The sequence below is a fragment of the Aliiroseovarius crassostreae genome, assembly GCF_049803815.1.
Lineage (GTDB): Bacteria > Pseudomonadota > Alphaproteobacteria > Rhodobacterales > Rhodobacteraceae > Aliiroseovarius > Aliiroseovarius crassostreae_A.
In genome coordinates this window covers 627,810-654,255 of the sequence record NZ_JBNAGI010000001.1, presented here as the reverse complement: position 1 = coordinate 654,255, position 26,446 = coordinate 627,810, and the positions used below count along the sequence as shown (strand labels likewise).

Below are 26,446 nucleotides of genomic sequence, written 5' to 3'. Positions count from 1 at the left end.
TGGCAACTATCGGCGCAGTTTTCAGCTGCGTCGATCAAGGAGACCCTCATGGACGCCCACCCGCTTTTCGGCCTGTTCAACCCGCGCTCCGTTGCGCTTTTTGGCGCCAGCGTGACCTCAAGCTCTGTCGGTGCGCTGACCTATGCGAACCTTGTGGACGGGGGATTTGAAGGCGCGATCTATCCGGTGAACCCCAAGCATGACACGCTGGGCACAACCCCCTGTTTCAAACACGCAAGCGACCTGCCCGACGGGGTGGACCTTGCCGTGATCGCCACACCGGCCCGCGTGGTGCCCGGCATCCTGCGCGACCTGGGCGAGGCCGGGATCAAACAGGCGATTGTCCTGTCGGCGGGCTTTGGCGAAGGGGCGGCGGATGAGACCCGCGGCAAACGGCTGGAGGCTGAGGCCCTTGCCGCCGCGCGCAAATATGGCATCCGGTTCATGGGGCCAAATTGTGTGGGGCTGACCCGCCCGTGGCTGGGGCTGAACGCGTCTTTCCTGCGCACGCAGGCCCCGAAAGGGCGTCTGGCCCTGGTGTCACAATCGGGCGCGCTCCTCTCGGCCATCGCCGACTGGGCCGGGCCGCATCATTCCGGCTTTTCCGCCATGGTCTCGCTGGGCAATTCGATCAATGTGGATTTCGGGGATGTGGTGGAGTTTCTGGCCACAGACCCCAAAACCGATGCGATCCTGCTGTATGTGGAAGGGGTGCGCGATGCGCCCGGCTTTCTGTCAGCCCTGCGTCATGCGGCACGGATGAAACCGGTGATCGTGGTGAAATCTGGCCGCCACGTGGCCAGCGCCGAAGCCGCGCACACCCACACCGGCGCGCTGATCGGATCGGACGCCGTGTTTGATGCGGCGATTGAACGGGTGGGCGCGGTGCGGGCTGATACGCTGGGACAGCTTTTTGCCGCGGCCGAGATCCTCGCCACCACCAAGAAGGCGAGCGGCAAGCGGTTGTGCATCGTCACCAATGGCGGCGGGGCCGGGGTGTTGGCGGCTGACCGCGCAGCGGATCTGGGGCTGGAGCTGCCCCCCTTGTCAGACAAGACCAAAGCCGCGCTCGACAAGGAATTGCCGCCCTTCTGGAGCCACGCCAACCCGGTTGATATTCTGGGCGACGCCACGCCGGATGCCTACGCGATGGCGGTGAAGGCGGCGGTGAATGACCCGGACAATGACGGTGTTCTGGTGCTGCTCACCCCGCAGGCGATGACCGACGCGACCGCCGTGGCACGCGCGGTGATTGATGCGCTGCCGAAACGTCGCAAGAAACCGGTTCTCGCGTGCTGGATGGGCGAAAGCTCGGTCATGGAGGCCCGCCGCCTGCTCAGCGAAAACGCCGTGCCGGACTTCCAGACCCCGGAACGCGCGGTCGAAGGGTTCAGTTATCTCGCGAAACATCACCGCAATCGCAAGCTGGCGTTGGAAATGCCCCGCGCCCTGCCGCCCGAAGCACAGCCTGATTACGACGGCGCGCGGATGATTATCGAAGGCGCCCTGGCCGAGAAACGCACCATGTTGTCGGACACCGAAAGCAAGGCGCTGCTGCGCGCGTTCCACGTGCCGGTGAACATGACGATCGAGGCCGCCGACCCGCGCGCGGCCCTTGTGGCTGCCGAAACCGTGGGCTTTCCGGTCGCGATGAAAATCAACTCGCCCGACGTGAGCCACAAATCCGATGTCGGCGGGGTAAAGATCAACATCGCCCACGCCACCAGCGTGAAGCGCGCCTTTCATGAAATCGTCGCCAATGCCAAACGCGCGCTGCCCGAGGCAACCATTCACGGCGTCACGGTCGAACCCATGGCGCGGCTGAAACAGACCCGCGAGCTGGTGATTGGCGCCAGCCGGGATCCGGTCTTTGGACCCACCATCCTCTTTGGCGCAGGCGGCACGATGGTTGAGGTGATGCGCGACAGCGCCGTGGCGCTGCCACCGATCAACTCGGTCGTGGCGAACCGCCTGATCAACCGCACCAAGGTGTCAAAGGCGTTGGAAAAGTTTCGCGATTATGCGCCCGCAGATCGCGCCGCCGTGGTCGATGTGCTGAAACGTGTCTCGAAGATTGTCAGCGAACTGCCCGAGGTTATGTCGCTTGATATCAACCCGTTGATGGCCGGCCCCGAGGGGGTGATTGCCGTGGATGCGCGGATCGAAGTGGCCCGCCCGCCGGCCGATGATGGCCTCTATGACCACATGGCGATCCATCCCTATCCTCGCCACCTGATGCGCACCACCTACCTGTCGGACGGCACGCCGCTGACCATCCGCCCGATCCGTACCGATGACGCGGATCATGTGCAGGAATTCACCCGCAACCTATCGGAAGAGGCGCGGCTGATGCGGTTCATGGGGCAGGTCAATGAACTGTCGCCCGAGATGCTGATGCAGTTTACCCAGCTCGATTATCGCCGCGAAATGGCGCTGGTGGCGATGGCCGAATTGGACGGGCAAGAGGTGCAGGTTGGCGTGGCGCGCTACGTGATCAACCCGGACGAAAAATCCTGCGAATTTGCCATCGTGGTGTCGGACCGGATCCAGCACCAGGGGCTGGGCACCAAGCTGATGAAAGGCCTGTTTCACGCGGCCCAGGAACAGCATGGTCTGGAGGTGATCGAAGGTTCGGTTCTGAAAAAGAACGCGCCAATGCTGCGCCTGATGAAAGAGCTGGGCTTTACCCAGCGCCCCGACCCCGATGACCGCGAATTGGTGATCGTGGAGCGGTGGCTGTGAAGGCACGGCAAACGGTAGGGACAAGAGGGATAGAGAGGTAGGGAGGACATATGCTGTCAATGATTTCACACCCGGAATGCCGGGATCATGACGCGGGGGCGTTGCACCCGGAAACAAAAGAGCGGCTGGATGCGATCATGAACCAGCTGATCATGTCAGGGCTGGATTACGTGATCCGCCATCGCGACGCGCCGCTGGTGACGCGGGAACAATTGGAACGGGTCCATGCGGCTGAATATCTTGATCGCGTCTATGCGATTGCACCGGGGGAGGGGATGCAGTCGATCGAGGTGGATGGCGATACGGTGATGAGCCCGGGGACGCTCAAGGCCGCGGAACGCGCCGCCGGGTCGGGTGTGATGGGGGTCGACCTGATCATGTCGGGCGAAGCCAACCCGATCTTCTGCGCCGTGCGCCCGCCGGGGCATCATGCCGAACGGGCCGAGGCGATGGGATTTTGCCTCTTTAACAATATCGCGGTCGCCGCCGCCCACGCGCTCGAGGCGCATGGGTTGGAGCGTGTCGCGATCATTGATTTCGACGTGCACCACGGCAATGGCACCGAAGAGATCTTCAAGGACGAGCCGCGCGTTCTGTTTTGCTCCAGCTTCCAGCACCCGTTTTATCCCTTTACGGGCCATGAGAAGGAAACCGACAACCTCGTCGATATTCCCCTGTCCGCAGGCGCGGGCAGCGAAGAGTTTCGCGAGGCCGTGAGCGATCACTGGTTGCCGCACCTTAATGACTTCAAGCCGCAAATGGTGCTGATTTCGGCGGGGTTCGACGCCCATACCGCAGATGACATGTCATCGGTGAACCTGGTGGATGCCGATTACGAATGGGTCACGCATAAGCTCAAACACGTCGCGGACACCCATGCGGAGGGGCGGATCCTGTCGATGCTCGAAGGGGGGTATGAACCCGACGTGCTGGCGCGATCCGTGATCAAACATTTGAATGTGCTGTTGGGGTAAAGCGCATTTGACCGGCCTTCACGGGCCTTGAACAGAAGGACAACAGATATGGCCTTTCCAATCTCTCCCGGTGTGTTTTTGCAAGATCACCGCCGCCCGCCGGAATGGCAGGCCAAAGGGGTGATGCTGTTTGTCGGAGCGTTTGAACAAGGTCCGGCCGGGGTGCCGGTGCTGGTCAAATCACGCGATCAGGCGCGCGACGTGTTCGGGGCGGATGCTCCCGGATGTGTCACGGCGGAGGCATTGCAGCAGTTCTTTGAACAGGGCGGGCAAACCGCCATGGTGCTTCGCATCGCGATTGGCCGGGATGCGCCGTTGTCGCAAAATCGCCCGCTCCTTCTGCATGCCGAAGCCCTATGTGAGGTAACCGGGGCCGGGCGCGAATTTGACCCCGGTCCGGATCCGATCACGTCGAAGGATGCGGGCTGGGCCAAAGCGGTTGTCGCGGCGTTTGGGCCGCAAGATGGTCTGGCCCCGCTGCGCGATATGTCCAAAGGCCGGGTGGAAATGCTGGTCGCCCCGATCCTTTCACAGCTGGATATGCCAAAGGCGCGCGACGTTTATCGCAAGCTGCACAGGCTCGCCGTCGACAAAGACATGTTTCTGCTGATCGATCCGCCGCAGGGTTTGCCGCCGCAAGACTGGATCCCGCGTTGGTTCGACGCACTGGGGCTTGAGAGCAGCCCGAACGCGGTGGCGCTGGCCCCGATCCTGACTGCGGCGGACGGGGAAGGGCAGGACATCGCCCCTTCCGGTCCGGTGGCCGGGTTGCTGGACCGTGTGGCCTGTAGCGGCGGGATCTGGACCCCGCCCACCGGCGGTCAGGCGTGTTTATTTGGTTTGCAGACGTCCTCCTCCTGCGATCAGGAAAATGCAGAATGCCCGACCTATCTTAATTGCCTGACTGACCATGACCGTGGTGCGCGGTTCGGCGACGAAGGGATTTTCAGCTTTGCGGGCCCGGATGCGCCGCGCCTGCGGTTCCTGCGCGTGCTGCGCAAAACCCGGCTGACTTTGCGCGCAGAGCTTGCCCGCCTTATGGATGAGGACACCCCCGAAGGGCGCCGGTCCGAGGCACGGTTGATTGCCGAGGCGCTGATGGTGCAGCTGTGGCGGGATGGTGCGCTGCGCGGGCGCAGCCCTTCGCAGGCTTATCGGGTGACCACCACGGAACCCGACCCCAAAACCGGCCGGTTTGAGCTGTGCGTCGGGCTGGCCCTGCAGGCGCCGGGTCGGTTCCTATGGGAAAGCGTCGCCTTGGGCGGGCCTGACGAGGGATCAGAAAAACCGCGCGGGTGAGACATCTGCCTCGGCCGCCGCGCCCAGCACGCTTGGGCGCCCGGCCACCACATCCGCCAGAAGCTGAGAGGCCGCCGGTGAGGTCTGGAACCCATAGCCACCTTGGCCCGCGCACCAGATGAAGTCCTCGTCCTGCGGTGCGCGGCCCAGCACCAGATTGCGATCCGGCGCAAAGGTGCGCAGCCCGGCCCAATTGGCCAGCATCCGTGTCACCGGTTCGGTGACGTGGTCTTCATAGCGTGCCAACCCCTCGGCCAGCACCATATCCTCGGCCCAGGCATCCTGCGGCGGCACCGGGTCTTCTTCTTCTGGCGAGACAATCAAGGCACCTGCATCGGGTTTGGCGTACCAGCTTTCGGCGGCGCCCATGAACATGGGCCAGCTGGAAACATCGTGGTCGCCGGGGGCCGGAATGCGTGCCATCGACCGGCGATAAGGTTGCAGGCCAATCAGCGGCACGCCAGCGAGTTTGGCGATCTCATCCGCCCAGGGACCTGCGGCATTGACCAGGGATTTGGCTTCAAAGCTGTCCTCGCCCACCTGCACCTGCCACCCTGACGGGGTGCGGGTGATGGCGGTGACGGATGCGCCGGTGCGGATCTCACCATTGGCGCGGATCTCGCGGGCGAAGTTCATCAACAGGCGGTCGGTGTCGATGTCCCAGGCATCCGGGTGATAACCCACACCGACCATGCTGCCCGGGTTCAGGATCGGCACCAGATCCAGCGCTTCTTCGGTGGTGATCCGGGGCAGGTTCATGGCCTCAAGATCTTGGGCCAACACCTCTTCCTGACCTATTCCGCCGATCAACATCAGGCCGCGTGGGCTGAGCACACCGCCATTTTCCGTGGCATGGTAATCATAGGAGGCGCGGTTCAGTTCGATCACCCGCGGCGCGCCGTAGTTCTGTTCGAACATCGCCGCTGACCGGCCCGAGGCGTGATAAGCCAGCGCGTTTTCTGCTTCCAAGACCAGCACACGGCCTAGGTGCGACAGCCGCGCGCCGGCGGAAATTCCGGCGATGCCGCCGCCGATGACGATGAAATCAAACATGTTCTTCTATCCGATCCGTAGCAGGTGGGGGTGTTGGGGTCAGGGCGGTGATCCGGTCATAAAGCGCACCATCCAGTGCGAAATTCATGCCGTCCAATGAGGGGCGCAATTGGTCAACGGATCGCGCTGACAGAATGGGCGAGGGGCGCGACGGATGGTGTGCGGCCCAGGCCACGGCCAGCGTGGCCGGGTGGGTGCCAAGCTCGGCGGCAATGTCACCCAAGCCAATGGCCGCCGCGTGCATCCAATCCTGACCATAGCGCGCGCCGTAGCGGGGATCCTCGGTCAGGCGCCCGGTGCCGCCAGCGGTATATTTCCCGGTCAACAGCCCGCCGCCCAGCGGAGAATACGGCACGGGGTGAATGCCCTCGGCCAGACACATCGGCAGGATTTCCACCTCGGCCTGACGTTTCACCAGCGAATACATGGGCTGCACCGCGTCGATCTTTGTGCCCATCCCCTGCGCGATGGCCTGTGCCTTCATCACCTGCCATGCCGCGCAATTGGACAGCGCCAGATAGCGCACCGCGCCCTCGTCCTGCATCGCGGCCAGCGCGGTGATTTGCGCCTCCAGCGACAGGTTCGGATTGAAGCGGTGCAGGTAGAGGATATCGACCATCTCTTCATCCAGCCGTTCGCGCGACAGGTCAAATTCGTCACGCAGGGCGGACAGGGTGTCGGGCGCGCGATAGCCGATCTTGGTGGCGATCACCAAACGGTCGCGATGGGGTTTGATCAGCCGCCCGAGGATCTGTTCCGACGCGCCACCGGTGTAAAGATGCGCCGTGTCGAAATGGGTGATCCCGCTGTCCAGGCAAGCCTCGAACATCGCTGCTGATGCGGCCTCATCGGCGGTGCCGCCAAATTGCATCGTGCCAAAGGCAAAGCGGCTGGCCGGGGTTCCGTTTTGTGAAATCAAGTCCGTCATGGCGCGAGATTGCATAGGAGGGGTGGGAAGGAAAAGGCAAAAATCCTCCCCTGTGCGCAAAGCACGGGGGAGGCGAAGGCGGCGGAGCAGGGAACAAGACGGACATGACGCGCCGCCACCTTTGGTCCGGGGTCAGATCAGGAAGTCGGTTCTGTGATCCGGGCCGTAGCGATAGGGGCGTTGTAAGGGCGCGGATGCCGGGGATGAGGGTTGGATCATCACACCTTCTGCGGCCTCAGATTCTGCAGCCTGGGTCCGGCTGCATCCGTAGGTGTCAGAACGGGGTGTTTCCGTCATGGCTTTGAACGGGACAGCAATGAGCATGAGGGCAACAAGCTGCAATGCTTTTTTCATGATCCGATCCTCCGTGTTGCGTGGTCATTGAAGGTGATACGCATCAGGATCGAATTTCCGTCACAAAAAACTGACCCCAATCTGGAATATCGGGGTCAGTGAGGGAAGCACCCGGGCTTTGGACGTGCGGTATGGCGTTTCCACATCACGTTGTTTCGACACGATGCGGAAACGCTTTAGATCAGCCGCGGCCAAAATCGGCCGAGGTGATGACGCCGTCACCATCGCGGTCCTGGCGGGTGAACCAGGGGGCGACACCCTCAAGGAACTCTTCCCGCGATACGTTGCCGTCACCATTCAGATCGGCGTTTTGCCGTTCCATGGAACGGGCTGCGCTATGTTCTCCGGGGGCTGCCCCATTGCCGCGCATTTTGCCCTGACCCTGGCCCTGACCTTGGCCCATGCCTTTGCCCTGACCATTCCCCTGGCCCATTCCTTTTCCTTGACCATTGCCTTGACCGTTTCGTTTGCCCTGACCCTGGCCTTGCCCCATACCCTGACCAATGCCGTGTTCTTGCATGTCGATGGCGCGGGTCTCGTCGAAATTCACATATTCCTCGGCGGTCAGAACACCGTCTTCGTCGCTGTCGAACATATAGAAGATGTCACTGCGTCGTTCGGTGGCTTCGTCCAGAGTGACCTGCCCGTCTTCGTTCAGATCCCACATTTCCATGAAATGTTCACCGGGTTGGTTTTGCGCCAGGGCCGGGGCCGACAGGGCGGCAACAAGGGCGATGGTGGCGGTTGTGATGATGGGGGCGCGCATGATGTGTACTCCGTTTCATGTCCTCTTATTCATGAAACGGAATGGGTTCGGATTTCCGTCGCGCATACCGCTGTTTTTTTGCGTCGAGCTCGAAAAGTGCGATTTGGGGCAGGTCTGCGGCAAAGAAAAAGGCCCTGCGCGGGGCAGGGCCTTTTCGTGTCACATGTGAAGGGGATCAGTTCGACGGGATCTCGCTGTCGATGCCTTCCACGTAGAAGTTCATGCCGGCCAGCGTGCCGTCATCTGCGACCTCGCCTTCCGCAAGCCAAACCGAGCCGTCCTGCTTGTTCAGCGGGCCGGTGAACGGGTGGTATTCGCCCGCGGCAATCGCATCGCGCATGGCTTCGGCTTCGGCTTTCACATCAGCGGGAACAGCGTCGGTGATCTCGCCAATGCCCACCATGCCCGGCCCAATGCCGTCCCAGGTGGAACCGGTTTCCCAGGTGCCATCCATCACGGCCTGAACGCGGGCGATATAGTACGGCGCCCAATCATCGATGATCGAGGTCACGCGCGGGAAGGGGGCATATTCAATCATGTCTGATGCCTGACCAAAGGTCACAACGTTGCCAGCCTCTTTTGCGGCGGCATGAGGTGCGGTGCTGTCGGTGTGCTGCAGGATCACGTCAGCGCCCTGTTCAATCAGCGCCTTGGCACTGTCGGCCTCTTTTGCCGGGTCCATCCAGGTGTAGGCCCAGATGATTTTGAACTGCACGTCCGGGTTCACCTTCTTGGCGTGGATATAGGCCGAGTTGATGCCCCGGATCACTTCCGGGATCGGGAATGACGCGATGTAACCGATGATGTTCGACTTGGTCATCTTGCCCGCGATGTGGCCTTCAATGGCGCGACCTTCATAGAAGCGGGCCGAATAATTGGCAGCATTCGGCGCGGTCTTGTACCCGGTTGCATGTTCAAACTTCACGTCCGGGAATTTCTGGGCAACGTTCAGCACCGGTTCCATATAGCCAAACGAGGTGGCGAAGATGATGTCGGCACCGGACAGCGCCATCTGCGACATCACACGTTCCGCGTCGGCCCCTTCCGGCACGGTTTCTTGATAGATCAGTTCCACCTTGTCGCCGAAATGTTCTGCCATCTCGGTTGCGGAATGGTGGTGGGCCTGGCTCCAGCCGCCATCGGTGATCGGGCCAACATAGACAAAACCGACCTTGGTCTTGTCTTCGGCCTGGGCGGCGCCGGTCAGGCCAGCAACCAGCGCCACGCCGGTCAGAAGTGATTTCAATGCACGCATATTAGTCTCCCTTGGTGGATTGAGCAGTTTTTGTTTGGGTTTCTTTTTCCGCCTCAGGGGCAGAATTCGCAAGTTTTTTCTGAATGTTGGTGTCCGCTTCCAGAAGCGCAGTGGTGATGATCGCGCTGGGCACGGCGATCACGCCAAGGCCTAAAAACAGCACGAAGGTGGTGAAGATCCGCCCGCCATTGGTGATCGGCACCATGTCGCCATAGCCCACGGTGGTAAAGCTGGCGACCGCCCACCACAGGCTTTGCGGGATCGAGGTGAACACCTCGGGTTGGGCGTCATGTTCAAAGATGTAGATGCCCACGGAGGCGACATAAAGCATGAGGGCTGCGATAATGCCAAAGATCGCAAGCTCGCCCCGGACCTGTTGAAAGGCGGTGACCAGACGTTCCATCGCATGGCTGCCGCGAAACAGTTTCACAATTCGCACCAGCCGCAACAGGCGGAAGATGCGCACCGCCTGCAATTGCGGGGTCAACAGCGCAATGGCGGGCAGGATGGTCAGAAGATCGACCAGCCCCCAGAAGCTGAAGACATAGCGCAGCGGGCGCGGGGAACAGATCAGGCGCAGCAGGTATTCCAGCGTGAAAATGCCCAGTACCAGAACCTCGAACCCGAACAGAACGCGGCGCAGCCCCTGCGGCAGGCCGGGTTCCGTTTCCAGCGCAATCGCCAGCGCGGACAACAGGATCAACGCATCCATGCCGCGCGCCACGATCCCGCCAAAAACCGGGTGGCTGCCATCCAGGATGTCGATGATCTCGTGTCGTGTCACGCGGTGGATGTCCCTTTAATGTGTGGCATGGAAGATCTTGCCAAGGGCCCCGGGCGCCCCGTGGTTGCCCTTCATCGAAATGGCCACCAGCACGAGGATGGTGATGATGTATGGCGAACTTGCCAGCACCTCGACCGGCACCGGAACACCCGCCGCCTGAAGGTTCAGCTGCAACACGGTGATGCCACCAAAGAGGTAAGCCCCGAGCAGCACCCGCCAGGGCCGCCAGGACGCAAAGACCACAATCGCCAAGGCAATCCAGCCGGCCCCGGCGGTCATCCCGTCCACCCATTGCGGCACCCGCACCAGCGAAATGTAGGCCCCGCCCATCCCGGCGCAGGCCCCGCCAAAGGCAATCGCCATCAGGCGCACGCGAATGACCTTATATCCCAGCGCATGGGCCGCATCATGGTTCTCGCCCACGCCGCGCAGGATCAACCCCGCGCGTGTATGGGTCAGCACATACCAGGTGGCCGCGATGATCAGGATGCTCACGTAAACCATCGGGTCATGTTTGAAGAGGATCGGACCAAGCACCGGGATGTCACTGAGCAGCGGAATTTCGAATTTCGCCAGCGTCTCGACCTTCATCCCCTCGTATGGTTTGCCAATCAGGGATGACAGGCCAAGTCCGAAAAGTGTCAGCCCAAGCCCCGTTGCCACCTGGTTTGACAGCAAATATTGCGTGAGAAAGCCAAACAACATCGACAGCGCCGCCCCGGCGAGCGCCGCGGCCACAAACCCCAGCGCCGGGGTTTCGCTGTTGATTGTCACCGCAAAGCCCACAACGGCCCCGGTGATCATCATGCCTTCGACGCCAAGGTTCAGTACCCCGGCCTTTTCCACCACCGCTTCGCCAATGGCCGCCAACATGATCGGTGTCGCCGCCACCATGAGCGAGGCCAAAAGCAGGATCGGGTTGATCTGTGAAAGGTCCATGATCTGTCCTCCTTACGCCATTTTCGTGGAAAAGCGGATGCGGTAATTGGTCAGCATGTCCATCGCCAGCAGGAAAAACATCAGCATCCCCTGAAACATCTGGATCGCCGCGGCGGGCAGACCCAGCATCAACTGCGCGAGCTCTCCGCCGATATAAGTCAATGCCATCAGAAGACCCGCCAGCAGGATACCAACCGGGTGCAACCGGCCCAAAAATGCCACGATGATCGCTGTGAACCCGTAGCCCGAGTTGAAGTCGATCGAGATCTGCCCCGCCGGACCTGACACTTCGAACATACCCGCCATGCCCGCCAGCGCGCCGGATGTGCCAAGACAAAACAGGATCAGCCGGGTTGGGTTCACGCCCGCAAAGCGCGCCGCGCGGGGGGCTTCGCCGGTCAGGCGCACCTGAAAGCCCAGCATGTGGCGGGTCAGCAGCACATAGGCAAAGATCACCGCGATGAAGGCAAAGACCACGCCCCAGTGCATTCCGGTGCCCGCGATCAGCTCGGCATTATGGGCGGCGGGGAAATCCCGGAAATTGCGCGAGCCGGGAAAGCCCATGCCGTCCGGGTTTTGCAAAAGCCCCTGACTGACCGACGCCAAAAGCGCCTCGGCCACGTAAACCAGCATTAGCGAGACGAGGATTTCATTGGTGCCAAATCGCACCTTCAAAAGCCCGGGGATCATCGCCCAGGCCCAGCCGCCAAGCGCGCCTGCGATGATCATGGTCGGGAAAATCAGCGGGTTGGTCGTGGGGAAAAAGGCAAGCCCCACGCCCGCACCGCAAATCGCCCCCATGATGTATTGCCCTTCAGCGCCAATGTTCCAGACGCCCGCGCGAAAGCCCAGCGACAGGCCAATGGCGATCAGGATCAGCGGCGCGGCCTTCACCAGCAGCTGTGGTCGCGAATAGGGGCCAAAAGTCTCGTGAAACAACGGGTCCCAAAAAATGGTGCGTATGCTCTCCAACGGGTCCTTGCCCAACATCCAGAAGAGCACCCCGCCCGCGATCATCGTTGCCACAACCGCCAGAACAGGCGTCATCGCCGCCCAGACCCGCGAAGGCGAGGGGCGTTTTTCCAAACGGATCATGCGGCAGTCTCCTTCTCGCCACTGTCATCCCCACCGCCCATCATCAGCCCGATGGTGTCAACGGTCAGGCCCTTGGTCGGCACCGGGGTCGCCAATGTGCCATCGTAAAGCGCGGTGAACCGGTCCGAGATTTCCAAAAGCTCGTCCAGATCCTGGCTGATTACGATCACAGCCGCGCCTTCCGCCGCCAGATCCAACAGAGATTGCCGGATCGCAGCGGCGGCCGAGGCATCCACCCCCCAAGTGGGCTGGTTCACCACCAACACTTCGGGTTTTTGCAAAACCTCGCGGCCAATCACGAATTTCTGTAGGTTGCCACCGGACAGCGAGCGCGCCGCGTTGTCCGGGCCGGGGGTGCGCACGTCAAATTCCTTGATCACGTCCTTGGCGAAGCTTTCGGTTTTGCCCCAGCGCAGGAACCCCCGTTTGGTCAGGCGCTGGCGCACGGCGGCGGTCAGAAGCGCGTTTTCCGTCAGGCTCATGTCGGGCGCGGCGGAGTGGCCCAGCCGTTCTTCGGGGGCGGACAGAACCGCCAAAGCGCGGCGCTCATTTGGGCGCAGTTTCGCAATGCAGGTGCCGTTCAGGCGGACCTCGCCGTGGCTCAGCCACGCTTCCCCAGACAGGGCCGACAGAAACTCATCCTGCCCATTGCCGGCCACGCCACCAATCCCCACAACCTCGCCCGCGCGCACGGTCAGCGAAACGTCCTTCAGGTCAATGCCAAAGGCGGTGTGGGTGTGCAGGCTGACATGATCCATTTCCAACACAACATCGCCGGGCTCTGCAGGTTCACGTTCAGGCACATGCAGGCTGGTGCCCACCATCATTTCGGCCAACTCGCGGGCGGATTTTTCACGCGGATCGCAGGTGTCCACCACCTCGCCATGGCGCAGGATTGTGGCATGTTCACAGAGCGCGCGGATTTCTTCGAGCTTGTGCGAGATATAGAGGATCGCCGTCCCCTCGGCGGTCAGCTTGCGCAGGGTTTCAAACAGGACCTCCACCTCTTGCGGGGTCAAAACCGAGGTGGGTTCGTCCATGATCAAGAGCTTGGGATTTTGTAAAAGACAGCGAATGATCTCAACCCTCTGCCGCTCGCCCGCCGACAATTCACCGACCACACGATTCGGGTCCAGCGGCAGCCCGTAAGCCTCGCTCACCTGCCGGATCTGCGAGGTCAGCGCGCGCGGCTTGGGCGGATTATCCATGCCAAGGGCGATGTTTTCGGCCACGCTCAGCGCATCAAACAGCGAGAAATGCTGAAACACCATCGCCACACCGGCGGCGCGCGCTGCGGCGGGGTTGTATGGCTCAAACAGCTCACCCTTCAGGCGCATCTCGCCTTGGTCGGGTTTGACAAGCCCATAGATCATCTTGACCAGGGTCGACTTCCCCGCGCCGTTTTCCCCCAGCAGGGCATGGACTTCGCCCGGCAGAATGGAAAAGGACACATTGTTATTGGCGATGACACCCGGATAGGCCTTGGTCAGACCGTCAAGCGTCAACAGCGCGTCCTGCGCGCGTATCTCCTCCATCGGTAGGTATCCCCCTGTCGTGGTTCGTTTTTTTCGCCGCATCTTTAACTAGCGCGGTCGCCACCCCAATCGCAATGGCTTGCGGGTGTTTGCCCAGGGCTGGGTCGCCGATTGGGCAGGTTATTTCGTTGATTTTCTCTGGGGTGTGCCCCAGCGCCCCCAATCGCGCCTGAAACCGTGCCCATTTTGTCGCGGATCCGATCACCCCAAGCCCCGTATGCCGATGCGAGAGAATCGCATGGCACAGATCCAGATCCAGCGTATGCGAATAGGTCAGCACCAGATGCTGTGCATCCTTGGGTGCGTATTTGATCGCCTCTGCGGGATGGGTGACCGGCAGGGCCGTGACGCCCGTCGGGATCTGATCAGGAAAGCGGTCCGGCGCGGTGTCCACCCATGTGATCACAAAGTCCGGCAGGGGGGCAAGCACCGCGACCAAGGCGCGCCCGACATGGCCCGCGCCGTGGATCCACAATGGTTTGCGGGTCGGGGAAATCGGCTCGATCATCCAGCCCTGCACCAGTTGGGGCGTGGGCAGCTCTCCTCGGTCCCGGGCGTGTTGCAACGCCCGGCGCACGGAGAGAGGAGGTTCGTTGTGATCAAGGCTGCGTGCGAAAACCTGTTGATTTTCCAATAAGGTCAGTCGCTCTTTGTCAAAGGCTTCGGTCAGCAAGGTCACCGCGCCCCCACAGCATTGCCCCAGCGCAGGGCCAAGCGGGTAACGGTCCAGCCGTGGTCCACCCGACAGCATCTCGCGGGCCTCTCTCGCGGCGCGCCACTCCAACTCACCCCCGCCGATCGTGCCGGATTGCCCATCTGCCCAAACCAGCATCGAGGCCCCTACGTCGCGCGGGGCAGAGCCCTTGACCTCGGCCACCACCACGCGCACCACCGGGCCGTGATCACAAATGGCTTGGCGCAGGGTGCACAGATCAAAACTCATCCGCGCACCCGGTCGATGGCGGCCAAAACCTCTTCGGCGGTTGCCGGGGCGTTCAGGTCGTGAAACGCGTGCCCCGTCGCGGGGCCGCAGGCCGAAATGGCGTCCGCCAAGGCCAGCCAGGCCGAGATGCCCAGCATGAAGGGCGGCTCGCCCACCGCTTTGGATCGGCCCACCGTGTCCTCGGGGTTGGGGGCGTGCCACAGGTCCACGTTAAAGACGCGCGGGCGGTCGGAACTGGCGGGGATCTTGTAGGTTGACGGCGCGTGGGTGCGCAGGCGGCCTGTGTCGTCCCAGACCAGTTCTTCGGTGGTCAGCCACCCCACCCCCTGCACAAAGCCCCCTTCAATCTGGCCGATGTCAATCGCCGGGTTCAGGCTCGATCCGGCGTCATGAAGGATGTCCGTGCGGAGCAGCCGGTTTTCGCCGGTCAGCGTGTCGATCACCACCTCGCTCAGCGCGGCCCCATGCGCAAAATACAGGAACGGCCGACCGCGTCCCTCCACCCGATCCCAGGTGATTTTGGGCGTCTTGTAAAAGCCGGTGGCCGACAGGCTGATCCGCGCGAGATAGGCCATTTGTGCGGCCTCGGCGAAGGGGATCGGCGCGCGCCCGGCGGCCCGTACGTTGCCGCCGGTGAAAATCACGTCACCGGGCGCGACCGACCAGTATTCGGCCAGGTGGGCGCTGATCCGGGCGCGGATGGTCAGGCAGGCGGCGCGCACGGCCATCCCGTTCAGATCCGATCCGCTTGAGGCCGCCGTGGCCGATGTGTTGGGCACTTTGGCGGTGTCGGTGGCGGTGATCTTGATCGCTGACATGTCCACGGCGAACACGCTCGCAGCCACCTGGGCCACTTTTTGAAACAGGCCTTGCCCCATTTCCGTGCCGCCATGATTGAGATGGATCGACCCGTCCTGATAGACATGCACCAGCGCGCCCGCCTGGTTGAGGTGCGTCAGCGTGAAGCTGATTCCAAACTTGACCGGCGAGAACGCCAGCCCCTTTTTCAGCACTGTGTTTTCCGCGTTGAACGCGTCCACCTCGGCGCGACGTTTGGCGTAATCGGCCCGCTCCAGCAACGCGTCCAGCATGGCGGGCACGTGAAAGCCTTCGATCTCTTGCCCATAATGGGTGGTCTGCCCCTCGGCATAGAAATTCACCTGCCGCACCGCGATTGGGTCAAGCCCCCGGGCGCGGGCAATATGGTCCAGAATGCGCTCGACCCCCAATACGCCCTGCGGCCCGCCAAATCCGCGATAGGCGGTGGCGGATTGGGTGTGGGTTTTCAGGCGGTGACTGGTGATCTCCACGTTTTCAAGGTGATAGGCGTTGTCGGCGTGCAGCATGGCCCGGTCGGCCACGGGCAAAGACAGATCCTGCGCCCAGCCACAGCGCGCCATCTGCGTAACCTCCAGCCCCAGCATTTTTCCTGCCTCATCCACGCCGACGCGATAGGCGATGCGGAAGTCATGCCGTTTGCCGGTGATCATCATGTCATCATCGCGGTCATAGCGCATCTTGCAGGCGCGGCCCGTGTGACGCGCGGCAATCGCGCAGGCCACGGCCAGTGCATTGCCCTGGCTTTCCTTGCCGCCAAACCCCCCGCCCATGCGCCGGGTTTCCACCCGAACGGCATGCATGGGAACGCCAATCGCGTGCGCCACCTTGTGCTGGATTTCGGTTGGATGCTGGGTCGAGCTATGCACCAGCATATCGCCATCTTCACCCGGCAGCGCCATGGCGGCTTGCCCTTCCAGATAGAAATGCTCTTGCCCGCCCATTTCGAACTGGCCTTCGATGATATGGGGCGCGCTGGTTACTGCTTTTGCAGCGTCGCCGCGCGACCAGATCACCGGGCCATCCTCGAACCTGCTGTTGGCCTCCAGCGCCTGATCAATACTCAGGATCGCGGGCAGGGGATCTATGTCGATCTGCCCAAGGCGGGCTGCTTTGCGGGCGCTCAGATGGCTGTCGGCGATGACCAGAAAGATCGGCTGGCCGAGGTAAAACACCTCATCCACGGCCAGCAGGGGCTCGTCATGAATGGACGGCGAGACGTCATTGTCAAAGGGCAGATCGTCGGCGGTCAGTACGGCGACCACACCCGGCGCGGCGCGCACGGCAGACAGATCCATTGCGGTGATCTTGCCGCGCGCCACATCCGACAGCCCAAAGCAAAGGTGCAACGTGCCGCTGGGCGTCGGGATATCATCCACGTAGCGTGCCGCCCCGGTGACATGCAGGTGGGCCGCGTCATGGGGAAGGGGTTTGCCGATGCTCATGGTGTCACCTCCAGCACATTGGTGGCGGTGCCGGTGGCCTCTTCGTAGTAGCGGACCAGCATGTTTTGCGCGGTTTTCAGGCGATAGCCGGCGCTGGCCCGCATATCGCTCATCGGGGTGAAATCCTGCCCGAAGGCGGGAAGCGCGGCGGTGATTGTGGCACGGGTGAAGGGCCGGTTGATCAGCGCCTGTTCCACGGCCACGGCGCGTTTCGGGGTGGCGGCCATGCCGCCAAAGGCGATGCGGGCGGCGGTGATCTGTCCGCCTTCTACGCTCAGGTTAAACGCGCCCAACACGGCGGAAATATCCTGATCAAACCGTTTCGAAAGCTTGTAGACCCGAAGCCCCTCTGCGCTGCGGGGCAGGGTGATCGCCTCAACAAACTCGCCCGGGGCGCGGTCCTGTTTGCCATAGGCGATAAAGAAATCTTCGAGCGGTAGCGTGCGCCGGGTGCCGCCCTTGTTCAGGGTGAGCGTCGCCCCCAGCGCGATCAGCGGCGGGGGGGCGTCGCCAATGGGGGATCCATTGGCGATATTGCCGCCCAGGGTCGCGGTGTTTCGGACCTGGGTCGAGGCAAACCGGCGCAACATTTCGGCAAAATGCGGGTGGTGATCGGCCATCAAGGCGCGGGTGCGTTCGATGGTGACGCCTGCGCCGATGGTGATGTCCTCGTCGCCAACGTGAAGGTTGTGCAGTTCTTTCACGCCGCCCAGGAAGATCACCGGGTCCAGATCCTTCAGTTGTTTTGTGGCCCAAAGCCCCACATCGGTCGCCCCGGCGATCAGGGTGGCGTCGGGCTGGGCGGCATAAGCCGCGGCCAGTTCATCAATATCCGCGGGGCGGGTGGCCGAATGTCCCGGATCCGGCAAACAGGTGTTCGGCACGCCGAACCCTTCGGGGATTGGCTCCTGCCACGCTTTCTCTGCGGCGCGAATGATCGGCGCGTAGCCTGTGCAGCGGCACAGGTTGCCAGCCAGCACATCGTCATGACTGCGATCCCCGGTCAGGTGCGCGGTGACAAGCGACATGACAATGCCCGGCGTGCAGAAACCGCATTGCGAGCCATGCTCATTCACCATCGCCTGCTGCACCGGATGCAGCCTGCCATCACGTGCCAGCCCTTCCACCGTGGTCAGGGATTTGCCGTCAAGCTGCCCCATGAAAAGGATGCAGGCATTGACCGCCCGCGCGCCTTCTTCATCGGCCAGCATCACGGTGCAGGCCCCGCAATCGCCTTCGTTGCAGCCTTCCTTGGTACCGGTGAGCTTTCGGGTGTCGCGCAGCCAGTCCAACGCGGTTTGCGTCGGATCCACACCCGACACATGCACACTCTCTCCGTTCAGAAGAAAGGTGATATCCATGGAATAATCCTGCCGCCTTACCCTGTTGTGATCCCGATCTGCGCGCCCTCGATGCGGCGTAGATTGCGCGCGGGAGATATTGTTAACAAGGTAAGCGCAGAAAAATTGATCTGGCAAGGATTTCTTCTGATAGGTGGTTTTCTGGGGATAAGTCTGGGCACCGGGGGAAATGCTGCAACGATCGTCTTTCGCAATCTCAGACCGCAGGTTAGTCTGCCCAAATGAGCAGCCAACCCCGATTCATCCACCTTCGCACCCATACGCAATATTCGCTTCTCGAAGGCGCGGTTCCGGTCAAGAAACTGCCCGGGCTGTGCGCCGATATGGGCATGCCCGCTGTTGCCGTGACCGACACCAACAACCTGTTTGCCGCGCTGGAGTTTTCCGAAACCGCCGCGGGTGCGGGCATTCAGCCGATCATCGGCTGTCAGGTGGATGTGTGTTACGCGCCCCCAGTGCCGGGGGAAAAACCCCGCGACCCGGCGGCCCTTGTGCTGCTGGCCCAAAACGAGGGCGGGTATGAAAACCTGATGAAGCTGAACTCCTGCCTGTATCTGGACAAGCATGGCGAGCTGCCACAGGTGCAACTGGACGAGCTGGAGGCGCATGCCGATGGGTTGATTTGCCTGACCGGCGGCGCGGAGGGTCCGGTGGGGCAGTTGCTGCAAGCGGGCAATCGCGACAAGGCCGAGGCGCTGATGGCCCGGCTGCACCGCGCCTTCGAGGATCGTCTTTATGTCGAGCTGCAACGCCACCCCGGGGAAGGCGGCCAGCCCACGGTGGGCGAACGGGCCACCGAACGCGGCTTTGTGGACATGGCTTATGCGATGGGCATCCCACTGGTGGCAACCAATGACGTGTATTTCCCGAAATCCGAGCTGTACGAAGCCCATGATGCGCTGATCTGCATTAAGGAAGGCGCCTATGTGGATCAGGCCGATGGCCGTCGCCGCCTGACCCCGCAGCATTATTTCAAAAGCCCGCAGGAAATGGTTACCCTGTTTGCGGACCTTCCGGAAGCGGTTGAAAACACCGTGGAAATCGCACGCCGTTGCGCGTTCAAGGCCTATAAACGCGCGCCGATCCTGCCGAAATTTGCCGATGACGAGGTGGCCGAACTGCGCCGCATCGCCAATGAGGGGCTGCAAAAACGGCTTGCGGTGATCCCGCACGCGGTCAGCGTGGAAGAATATCAGAAACGGCTGGATTTTGAGCTGGGCATCATCGAGGGCATGGGCTTTCCCGGTTACTTCCTGATCGTGGCGGACTTTATCCAATGGGGCAAGGATCACGGCATCCCGGTGGGGCCCGGGCGGGGGTCCGGTGCAGGTAGCCTCGTGGCCTATGCGCTGACCATCACCGACCTTGATCCGTTGCGCTATTCGCTGCTGTTTGAGCGGTTTTTGAACCCCGAACGGGTGTCGATGCCCGACTTCGATATCGACTTCTGCATGGATCGCCGGGAGGAGGTGATCAAATATGTGCAAGAGAAGTATGGCCGCGACAAGGTGGGCCAGATCATCACCTTCGGTGCGCTTCTCAGTAAGGCCGCCGTGCGCGACGTGGGGCGTGTGCTGCAGATGCCCTATGGGCAGGTGGACCGCCTGTCGAAACTGATCCCGGTTGAGGGCGTAAAGCCCGTGTCGATCAAGGAAGCGATTGAGCAGGAGCCGCGCCTGCGCGAAGAGGCGCGATCAGAAGAGGTGGTGCAGCGCCTGTTGGATTACGGCCAGCAGGTTGAGGGCCTCTTGCGAAACGCCTCGACCCACGCAGCGGGTGTGGTGATTGGCGACCGGCCGTTGGACGAACTGGTGCCGCTTTACCAAGACCCGCGCTCTGACATGCCGGCCACCCAGTTCAACATGAAATGGGTCGAGCAGGCCGGGCTGGTGAAGTTCGACTTTCTGGGTCTGAAAACCCTGACCGTCATTCAAAACGCCGTGGACCTCATTAAAGGGCAGGGGCGCGACATTCACATCGGCCCGGATGGCACGCAGCTTTACGATCCGCCCGAAGGTGCGGTGAATGAGATCAACGCTATTCCGCTGGATGACGAGGTCACCTATAAGCTCTACGCCTCGGCCAAAACGGTTGCGGTGTTCCAGGTGGAAAGCTCGGGCATGATGGATGCGCTGCGGCGCATGAAACCCACCTGTATCGAAGACATCGTGGCGCTGGTGGCGCTCTATCGTCCCGGACCGATGGAAAACATCCCCACCTATTGCGAGGTCAAGAACGGCCTGAAGGAAATCACGTCTGTCCACCCGCTGATTGACCATATTCTTGAGGAAACCCAAGGCATTATCGTCTATCAGGAACAGGTGATGCAGATCGCCCAGGTCATGGCGGGCTACTCGCTTGGCGGCGCGGATTTGTTGCGCCGCGCGATGGGTAAGAAGATCAAAGAAGCGATGGACGCCGAGCGGCCCAAGTTCGAAAAGGGGGCCGCCGAAAACGGGGTGGATGCCAAGAAGGCCTCCGAGGTTTTTGACCTTCTCGAAAAGTTTGCCAACTACGGCTTCAACAAATCCCACGCCGCCGCCTATGCGGTGGTGAGTTACCAGACCGGCTGGCTCAAGGCGAACCACCCGGTTGAATTCATGGCCGGTGTCATGAACTGCGATATCCACCTGACCGACAAGCTGTCGATCTACGCCGAAGAGGTGCGCCGGGGGCTGGATATCGAGATCATTCCACCCTGCGTGAACCGCTCGATTGCCACGTTCAGCGTGAAGGACGGCGCGGTGGTTTACGCGCTGGGCGCGCTGAAAAACGTGGGTCTCGAGGCGATGCAGCTGGTGGTCGAGGGGCGCAAGGTGGACGGGGTCGATAAGCCCTTTGCCACGCTCTACGATTTCGCCCGCCGGGTCGATCTGAAAAAGGTCGGCAAACGCCCGATGGAGATGCTGGCGCGGGCAGGCGCCTTTGATCAGCTCGACCCGAACCGCCGCCGCGTGTTTGACGCGCTGGACGGGTTGGTGGCCTATTCGGGCGCGGTGCATGAGCAGCGCAATTCCAACCAGGTGTCGCTGTTTGGCGAGGCGGGCGAGGATCTGCCGGAACCGAAAATGCCCCCGGTGAACGACTGGCTGCCCAATGAGCGGTTGGCCGAAGAACACAAGGCCATCGGGTTTTACCTGTCGGGTCATCCGCTGGATGACTACCTGCCCGCGCTGAAACGCAAAAAGGTGATTACCCTGCAGGAATTGCAGGAAAAGGCCGAGCGCAACGGGGCGGTGGTGGATAAGGTCGCGGTGATCGTTGGGGGCTTGCAGCAGCGCAAATCCGGGCGCGGCACGCAGTTTTTCCGCATGAACATTTCGGACCCCACCGGACAGGTGTCGGGCATTGCTCTGTTCCCGAAGGATTTTGAGGCCTGCCGCAAGGTGTTTGATGAAACACTGCAGGTGGTGATGACACTGGAAGGGCGGTTCAACGAAGGGCAGTTTGACCCGGTTGCGCGATCCGTGGCCCCGATTGAGGGGGTGGTCGCGGATGCCGGGGGTATGGCGTTGAAGATATATCTTGAGGAGGCAGAGGCGGTGTCGCGTGTGGCCAATCTGCTCAATGACGCGGCTGAAAAGGCCAAGGGGGTCAAACCCGGTGAGGTGAGCCTGTGCCTGATGGATCCGACCCTGCCCGGCGAGGTTGAAATGACGCTTGGCCGGACTTATCCGTTGAACCCGCAGATCAAGGGCGCGTTGAAATCACAAGACGGCGTGATTGACGTGGAAGAGGTATAGCTGCCGCGCCGGATTGCCCCAAGGGGGCGCCCCGGCTTGGCGGTGGCCTCGCGTCGCTCGGCGCTTTTGGTGGCTCACTTCGTGAGCCTGATGGGGCTCTGCCCCTCGCACTACGTGCTCACCCCGGGATATTTATGACCAGAAAATGAGAGAAGGTCTGCGCGGGCGTTAATAATGCGGCGGGCGTTCGTCCCCTAAGATCACGCCGCCGGTGCCGCCCGCTTCGCGTTGGGCTTCACGTTCCATGAGCATCTGCACCCGATGGGTCATTTTTGCCAGTTCCACGTCCTGACGGGCAATCACATCCGACAGTTCCTCAACCTGTTTGGTGAGGTGTGCGACGGTTTCTTCCAACTGGGTAAGGCGATCGTGTGACATGATGTCCTGATAGCCCCTTTCTGACCCATATCAAAGACCTAAACCACCGCCGAGCATTCGATGTGGGGGAAAGGAGGGGTGTTATGAGAAAACTGATTTCGGCAACTTTGATCGCGGCGGGCGTGTGCCTGTCGATGGCAGGGGCGGCGGCGGCCTATGATGGCGAGCAATTTGTGGTGTGCAACCTGAACCCTGATGGCGACAATTTCCTGGCCCTGCGCGCCTGCGGCTCGTCTGATTGCGCGATGTTGGACAAATTGGGACCAGGGACGTTTTTGATCACGATGGAACCTTCGGCCACCAAGGGCTGGCGCGAAGTGATCGTGCAACGCAGCATTCAGGATTGGTCTTATGACGGGCCGTCGGGGTGGGTGTACGGGAAATATATCTGCCGGATCGACTATCCCTGACACAACGTGACGCACCGTGACGTATTGGGCGCGCGCCTGACGAAAAGGCGCGCTTGCCAAAGGCTTTCGCCCTGCGCCACCTTGCCCCACCGCCCCCCATCGGCTAGACCGCCCGCGTAAGCAAATGATGGGACCAGAGCGATGGCCAAGCAAAAGAAACAGCCCCGCCCCAAGGCAGAGACGCCCAAGGGGTTTCGTGATTACTTCGGCACCGAGGTAACGCGGCGCAAACATATGCTGGATCAGATTGCGGCGGTCTATCATCGCTATGGGTTTGATGCGCTGGAAAGTTCGGCCGTGGAAACGGTTGAGGCGCTGGGCAAGTTCCTGCCCGACGTGGACCGCCCGAATGAAGGCGTCTTTGCCTGGCAGGAGTTTGACGAGAAAGACAACGGGGATTGGATGGCGCTGCGCTATGACCTGACCGCGCCCTTGGCCCGGGTCTATGCCCAGCATCGCAATGACCTGCCCACCCCGTATCGCCGCTATGCGATGGGGCCGGTGTGGCGCAATGAAAAGCCGGGGCCGGGGCGGTTCCGTCAATTCTATCAATGTGATGCGGATACGGTTGGCACCTCGTCCATGGCGGCAGATGCCGAGATCTGCGCGATGCTCGCGGACACTTTGGAAACCGTCGGCATTCCGCGTGGCGACTATCTGGTGCGGGTGAACAACCGCAAGGTCATGAATGGCGTGCTGGAAAATGTTGCTCCTGTTCGGCCTTTGGATGAATCCGACACAACGCGGAAAGCAGTTGAGCATTTCGTTGATCAGTCGCTTCAAGATCAAGTCCTTCGCACCATCGACAAGTTCGACAAGGTGGGTGAGGCCGGTGTGCGTGAGCTACTCGGCAAAGGCCGGCTTGATGCCTCGGGAGCCTATATTGATGGTGTTGGATTAACTGATGCACAGATTGAACCGGTGATTGCCTTCCTCACCTCCAAAGGCGCGGATGCCGCCGAGACGCTCGCAAATCTGCGCAACGCCGTGGGCGACAGTGCCATTGGGGCCGAGGGCATTGCCGAACTGGAACAGATCGCCGAGTTGTTGGCCGCCCAAGGCTATGGCCCAGACCGGATCGAGATCGACCCCTCGGTTGTGCGCGGCCTTGGCTATTACACCGGGCCGGTATTTGAAGCTGAACTGACCTTTGAAATCCTTGATGAGAAAGGCCGCAAGCGCCAGTTTGGGTCTGTGGCCGGGGGCGGGCGTTACGATGACCTTGTTGCGCGTTTCACCGGGCAGAAAGTGCCTGCCGTGGGCGTGTCAATCGGCGTGGACCGCCTGCTTGCCGCGCTCGAAGCCAAGGGCCGTCTGACCAATGACGGGCAGGGGCCGGTGGTGGTCACGGTGATGGATAAAACCCGGCTCGCAGATTATCAGGCCATGGTGGGAGAGCTGCGTCAGGCGGGGATCCGGGCCGAGGTTTACCTGGGCAACCCGAAGAACTTTGGCAACCAGTTGAAGTATGCCGACAAGCGCAATTCGCCGGTCGCAATCATTGCCGGGTCGGACGAGTTTGAGGCGGGCAAGATCCAGATCAAGGATCTGGTGCTGGGCGCGAAGATTGCCGAAAGCGCCACGCTTGAGGAATGGAAGGAACGCCCGAGCCAGTTTGAATGCGCCCGCGCCGATATGGTCACCAAGGTGCGCGAGATCCTTGAGGCGGATGATGGGGCCGACAATGGATAAGGCCCTTATTCGCGCCGAGGCGTCCCGAATCCTAGGGTTTTTCGAGGCCCAGGGCGCGCAGGTCATCGAGGCAGACATTTTGCAACCTGCCGAGATCTTGCTGGATCTTTACGGCGAAGACATCCGCGCGCGCGCCTATGTGACGCAAGACCCGGTGATGGGCGAGGTGATGATGCGCCCCGACTTCACCGTCCCGGTGGTGCAGATGCATATGGCCGAGGGGGCGGAACCCGCGCGCTATGCCTATATGGGCGAGGTGTTTCGCGCCCAGGACGACATCACCAACCGTGCACCCGAGCAATTCCAAGTGGGGTACGAGGTGTTTGATCGCGACGCCCCGGTCGAGGCGGATGCCGAAGTGTTTGCCCTGTTGCAACAGGTGCTTGCGCCCCTGAACCTGCGCGCGGCCACAGGCGACCTTGGCCTGCTGCTCGCCGCCGTTCGGGGGTTGAAAACCACCGACCGGCGCAAGGCTGCGCTGGAGCGTCACATCTGGCGTCCGCGCCGTTTCCGCGCGCTTCTGGATCGGTTCGCGGGCCGCACCCCGTTGCCCGAGGGCCGCGCGGCGCTGTTGGCCAAGGACGACCCGATGGAGGGGAATGCCCCGCAAATCGGGTTGCGGTCCGCGTCCGAAATTGCCGCCCGTGTCGAGGCCCTGCGCGAAGACGCAAACGCCGCGCCAATATCCGCCAGCGAAGTGGAATTGCTCGACGATCTTCTCGCGCTGCGTGAAACCTCCACCAACGTGCTGGAACATCTGCGGGACCTGTCCGTGGATATGCCCGCGATTGCCGAGGCGGTGGACCGGATGGAACGGCGCACAGAGGCGCTCGCGAAACGTGGGATCGATGTGGACCACCTGGATTTCGAAGGCAGCTATGGCCGCACCTCGATGGAATATTACGACGGGTTCGTGTTTGGCTTTTACGCTGAAACCCGCCCCGATCTGCAACCGGTCGCCACGGGGGGGCGCTATGATGCGCTGACCCGTGTGCTGGGCCATCAAAACGGCGAGCGGCGGGACATTCCGGCCGTTGGCGGCGTGATCCGCCCCGAGCTTACCCTGTTGCTGGAGACCGCGTCATGACGATCAAACTGGGTGTGCCGTCCAAGGGGCGGTTGATGGAAAAGACCTTTGACTGGTTTGGCGCGCGCGGCGTGGAACTGGCGCGGACCGGGTCGGACCGCGAATATGCCGCCGCCGTGCGCGGCATTGACGGGGTCGAACTGGTGCTGCTGTCTGCGGGCGAAATCCCCCGCGAACTGGCTGCTGGGCGCATTCATCTGGGGGTGACCGGCACCGATCTGGTGCGGGAGAAATTGCCCAGTTGGGCGGACAAGGTCACCGAACTGGCGCCGATGGGGTTTGGCCATGCCGATCTGATCATCGCGGTGCCGAAATGCTGGGTCGATGTGAATACGCTGGATGATCTTGATGCCGCGAGCGCACAGTTTCGCGCCAATCACGGTTTCCGCCTGCGCATCGCCACCAAGTATCACCGCCTGATCCGCGATCACCTGCGCGATCATGGCGTGGCCGATTACCAACTGGTCGACAGCCAGGGCGCGACCGAAGGCACGGTGAAAAACGAAACGGCCGAGGCGATTGCTGATATCACCTCAACCGGCGAAACGCTCCGCGCGAACCACCTGAAAATCCTGTCAGGCGGCCCGGTACACAAAAGCCAGGCGACGCTGTTCAAGTCACGCAAAGCCCGTTGGGGCGAGGCGGAACGTCCCGCTCTGAAAACGCTCACCACAATGCTGGGGATTGGCGGCTAAACCGTCAGGCCGCGTGTGTGCCATCGGCCGCAGACCACTTTTTAGCCAGGGCGGGCGACCCATCCTCCGCGCCCAAAGCGAAACAAAAAAAGAAAAAAAGGGGCACGGAAAACCCCGCGCCCTCTTCCTCT

21 protein-coding genes are annotated in these 26,446 nt (G+C 61.8%); 8 read left to right on the top strand and 13 right to left on the bottom strand.

Features of this window, described 5'->3' with window-relative positions:
- Positions 1-48 precede the first annotated feature (48 nt).
- From ACP15V_RS03170 to ACP15V_RS03160, 3 genes are read left to right on the top strand one after another with little or no spacing between them, the layout of a single operon-like run.
- Positions 49-2,742: a bifunctional acetate--CoA ligase family protein/GNAT family N-acetyltransferase gene (locus tag ACP15V_RS03170; protein ID WP_424942229.1), complete on the top strand. Its 2,694-nt coding sequence runs from the start codon at positions 49-51 to the stop codon at positions 2,740-2,742.
- A gap of 50 nt (positions 2,743-2,792) precedes the next feature.
- Positions 2,793-3,716, top strand: a complete 924-nt coding sequence (locus ACP15V_RS03165; protein WP_424942228.1) for a histone deacetylase family protein — start codon at positions 2,793-2,795, stop codon at positions 3,714-3,716.
- A gap of 48 nt (positions 3,717-3,764) precedes the next feature.
- Positions 3,765-5,015 (top strand): hypothetical protein, encoded by a 1,251-nt coding sequence (locus tag ACP15V_RS03160; RefSeq protein ID WP_424942227.1) that lies wholly within the window; start codon positions 3,765-3,767, stop codon positions 5,013-5,015.
- Here ACP15V_RS03160 and ACP15V_RS03155 read toward each other — a convergent pair.
- The 12 genes from ACP15V_RS03155 to xdhA all read right to left on the bottom strand — a co-directional run bounded on the left by ACP15V_RS03155 (position 4,995) and on the right by xdhA (position 18,310).
- Positions 4,995-6,068 carry an NAD(P)/FAD-dependent oxidoreductase gene (locus ACP15V_RS03155; protein WP_424942226.1) on the bottom strand — a complete coding sequence of 358 codons (1,074 nt, stop codon included), beginning with the start codon at positions 6,066-6,068 and terminating at the stop codon, positions 4,995-4,997. The genes ACP15V_RS03160 and ACP15V_RS03155 overlap by 21 nt on opposite strands.
- Positions 6,061-6,996, bottom strand: coding sequence for an aldo/keto reductase (locus tag ACP15V_RS03150; protein ID WP_424942225.1), 936 nt, complete (start codon positions 6,994-6,996; stop codon positions 6,061-6,063). The genes ACP15V_RS03155 and ACP15V_RS03150 overlap by 8 nt, the downstream gene beginning before the upstream one ends.
- Positions 6,997-7,128: 132 nt before the next feature.
- On the bottom strand, positions 7,129-7,350 hold the full coding sequence (locus ACP15V_RS03145; RefSeq protein WP_424942224.1) for a hypothetical protein: 222 nt from the start codon (positions 7,348-7,350) through the stop codon (positions 7,129-7,131).
- Positions 7,351-7,531: 181 nt separating this feature from the next.
- The gene (locus ACP15V_RS03140; protein ID WP_424942223.1) at positions 7,532-8,116 is read right to left on the bottom strand and encodes an EF-hand domain-containing protein; all 585 of its coding nucleotides are present in this window, start codon (positions 8,114-8,116) and stop codon (positions 7,532-7,534) included.
- Positions 8,117-8,291: 175 nt separating this feature from the next.
- Entirely contained in the window at positions 8,292-9,371 is a 1,080-nt protein-coding gene (locus ACP15V_RS03135; protein ID WP_424942222.1) for a BMP family ABC transporter substrate-binding protein, read from the bottom strand.
- 1 nt (position 9,372) lies between these two features.
- On the bottom strand, positions 9,373-10,155 hold the full coding sequence (locus ACP15V_RS03130; RefSeq protein WP_424942221.1) for an ion transporter: 783 nt from the start codon (positions 10,153-10,155) through the stop codon (positions 9,373-9,375).
- A gap of 15 nt (positions 10,156-10,170) precedes the next feature.
- Positions 10,171-11,094 carry an ABC transporter permease gene (locus tag ACP15V_RS03125; protein WP_424942220.1) on the bottom strand — a complete coding sequence of 308 codons (924 nt, stop codon included), beginning with the start codon at positions 11,092-11,094 and terminating at the stop codon, positions 10,171-10,173.
- Between the two features lie 12 nt (positions 11,095-11,106).
- On the bottom strand, positions 11,107-12,189 hold the full coding sequence (locus ACP15V_RS03120) for an ABC transporter permease (RefSeq protein WP_424942219.1): 1,083 nt from the start codon (positions 12,187-12,189) through the stop codon (positions 11,107-11,109).
- Complete coding sequence (locus ACP15V_RS03115; protein ID WP_424942218.1) at positions 12,186-13,724, bottom strand: ABC transporter ATP-binding protein; 1,539 nt, start codon at positions 13,722-13,724, stop codon at positions 12,186-12,188. Before ACP15V_RS03115 ends, ACP15V_RS03120 begins: the two co-directional genes overlap by 4 nt.
- On the bottom strand, positions 13,684-14,667 hold the full coding sequence (xdhC, locus tag ACP15V_RS03110) for a xanthine dehydrogenase accessory protein XdhC (protein WP_424942217.1): 984 nt from the start codon (positions 14,665-14,667) through the stop codon (positions 13,684-13,686). The genes ACP15V_RS03115 and xdhC overlap by 41 nt, the downstream gene beginning before the upstream one ends.
- The gene (gene xdhB / locus ACP15V_RS03105) at positions 14,664-16,949 is read right to left on the bottom strand and encodes a xanthine dehydrogenase molybdopterin binding subunit (protein ID WP_424942216.1); all 2,286 of its coding nucleotides are present in this window, start codon (positions 16,947-16,949) and stop codon (positions 14,664-14,666) included. The genes xdhC and xdhB overlap by 4 nt, the downstream gene beginning before the upstream one ends.
- Positions 16,946-18,310 (bottom strand): xanthine dehydrogenase small subunit, encoded by a 1,365-nt coding sequence (gene xdhA, locus ACP15V_RS03100; protein ID WP_424942215.1) that lies wholly within the window; start codon positions 18,308-18,310, stop codon positions 16,946-16,948. Before xdhA ends, xdhB begins: the two co-directional genes overlap by 4 nt.
- A gap of 221 nt (positions 18,311-18,531) precedes the next feature.
- Between xdhA and dnaE the strand changes: the two genes are divergently transcribed.
- The gene (dnaE, locus tag ACP15V_RS03095) at positions 18,532-22,053 is read left to right on the top strand and encodes a DNA polymerase III subunit alpha (RefSeq protein ID WP_424942214.1); all 3,522 of its coding nucleotides are present in this window, start codon (positions 18,532-18,534) and stop codon (positions 22,051-22,053) included.
- Positions 22,054-22,221: 168 nt separating this feature from the next.
- Here dnaE and ACP15V_RS03090 read toward each other — a convergent pair whose 3' ends face one another.
- The gene (locus ACP15V_RS03090) at positions 22,222-22,431 is read right to left on the bottom strand and encodes a SlyX family protein (protein WP_424942213.1); all 210 of its coding nucleotides are present in this window, start codon (positions 22,429-22,431) and stop codon (positions 22,222-22,224) included.
- An 83-nt stretch (positions 22,432-22,514) separates the two neighbouring features.
- Between ACP15V_RS03090 and ACP15V_RS03085 the strand changes: the two genes are divergently transcribed.
- The 4 genes from ACP15V_RS03085 to hisG all read left to right on the top strand — a co-directional run bounded on the left by ACP15V_RS03085 (position 22,515) and on the right by hisG (position 26,315).
- Positions 22,515-22,841: a hypothetical protein gene (locus tag ACP15V_RS03085; RefSeq protein WP_424942212.1), complete on the top strand. Its 327-nt coding sequence runs from the start codon at positions 22,515-22,517 to the stop codon at positions 22,839-22,841.
- A gap of 141 nt (positions 22,842-22,982) precedes the next feature.
- Positions 22,983-24,533 (top strand): histidine--tRNA ligase, encoded by a 1,551-nt coding sequence (gene hisS, locus ACP15V_RS03080; protein WP_424942211.1) that lies wholly within the window; start codon positions 22,983-22,985, stop codon positions 24,531-24,533.
- Positions 24,526-25,620: an ATP phosphoribosyltransferase regulatory subunit gene (locus tag ACP15V_RS03075; RefSeq protein WP_424942210.1), complete on the top strand. Its 1,095-nt coding sequence runs from the start codon at positions 24,526-24,528 to the stop codon at positions 25,618-25,620. The genes hisS and ACP15V_RS03075 overlap by 8 nt, the downstream gene beginning before the upstream one ends.
- A complete protein-coding gene (gene hisG / locus ACP15V_RS03070) occupies positions 25,617-26,315 on the top strand; it encodes an ATP phosphoribosyltransferase (RefSeq protein ID WP_424942209.1) in 699 nt (232 codons plus the stop codon). Before ACP15V_RS03075 ends, hisG begins: the two co-directional genes overlap by 4 nt.
- The last annotated feature ends 131 nt before the right edge of the window (positions 26,316-26,446 follow it).

Excerpts from the sequence above, each read along its gene's own strand:
- ACP15V_RS03165 (WP_424942228.1), top strand. The coding sequence starts at position 2,793 with ATGCTGTCAATGATTTCACACCCGGAATGCCGGGATCATGACGCGGGG.
- hisG (WP_424942209.1), top strand. The coding sequence starts at position 25,617 with ATGACGATCAAACTGGGTGTGCCGTCCAAGGGGCGGTTGATGGAAAAG.
- ACP15V_RS03140 (WP_424942223.1), bottom strand. The coding sequence starts at position 8,116 with ATGCGCGCCCCCATCATCACAACCGCCACCATCGCCCTTGTTGCCGCC.
- ACP15V_RS03160 (WP_424942227.1), top strand. The coding sequence starts at position 3,765 with ATGGCCTTTCCAATCTCTCCCGGTGTGTTTTTGCAAGATCACCGCCGC.
- xdhC (WP_424942217.1), bottom strand. The coding sequence starts at position 14,667 with ATGAGTTTTGATCTGTGCACCCTGCGCCAAGCCATTTGTGATCACGGC.
- ACP15V_RS03115 (WP_424942218.1), bottom strand. The coding sequence starts at position 13,724 with ATGGAGGAGATACGCGCGCAGGACGCGCTGTTGACGCTTGACGGTCTG.
- ACP15V_RS03085 (WP_424942212.1), top strand. The coding sequence starts at position 22,515 with ATGAGAAAACTGATTTCGGCAACTTTGATCGCGGCGGGCGTGTGCCTG.
- ACP15V_RS03120 (WP_424942219.1), bottom strand. The coding sequence starts at position 12,189 with ATGATCCGTTTGGAAAAACGCCCCTCGCCTTCGCGGGTCTGGGCGGCG.
- ACP15V_RS03075 (WP_424942210.1), top strand. The coding sequence starts at position 24,526 with ATGGATAAGGCCCTTATTCGCGCCGAGGCGTCCCGAATCCTAGGGTTT.
- xdhB (WP_424942216.1), bottom strand. The coding sequence starts at position 16,949 with ATGAGCATCGGCAAACCCCTTCCCCATGACGCGGCCCACCTGCATGTC.
- ACP15V_RS03135 (WP_424942222.1), bottom strand. The coding sequence starts at position 9,371 with ATGCGTGCATTGAAATCACTTCTGACCGGCGTGGCGCTGGTTGCTGGC.
- ACP15V_RS03150 (WP_424942225.1), bottom strand. The coding sequence starts at position 6,996 with ATGACGGACTTGATTTCACAAAACGGAACCCCGGCCAGCCGCTTTGCC.
- ACP15V_RS03090 (WP_424942213.1), bottom strand. The coding sequence starts at position 22,431 with ATGTCACACGATCGCCTTACCCAGTTGGAAGAAACCGTCGCACACCTC.
- xdhA (WP_424942215.1), bottom strand. The coding sequence starts at position 18,310 with ATGGATATCACCTTTCTTCTGAACGGAGAGAGTGTGCATGTGTCGGGT.
- ACP15V_RS03145 (WP_424942224.1), bottom strand. The coding sequence starts at position 7,350 with ATGAAAAAAGCATTGCAGCTTGTTGCCCTCATGCTCATTGCTGTCCCG.
- dnaE (WP_424942214.1), top strand. The coding sequence starts at position 18,532 with ATGAGCAGCCAACCCCGATTCATCCACCTTCGCACCCATACGCAATAT.
- ACP15V_RS03155 (WP_424942226.1), bottom strand. The coding sequence starts at position 6,068 with ATGTTTGATTTCATCGTCATCGGCGGCGGCATCGCCGGAATTTCCGCC.
- hisS (WP_424942211.1), top strand. The coding sequence starts at position 22,983 with ATGGCCAAGCAAAAGAAACAGCCCCGCCCCAAGGCAGAGACGCCCAAG.
- ACP15V_RS03125 (WP_424942220.1), bottom strand. The coding sequence starts at position 11,094 with ATGGACCTTTCACAGATCAACCCGATCCTGCTTTTGGCCTCGCTCATG.
- ACP15V_RS03170 (WP_424942229.1), top strand. The coding sequence starts at position 49 with ATGGACGCCCACCCGCTTTTCGGCCTGTTCAACCCGCGCTCCGTTGCG.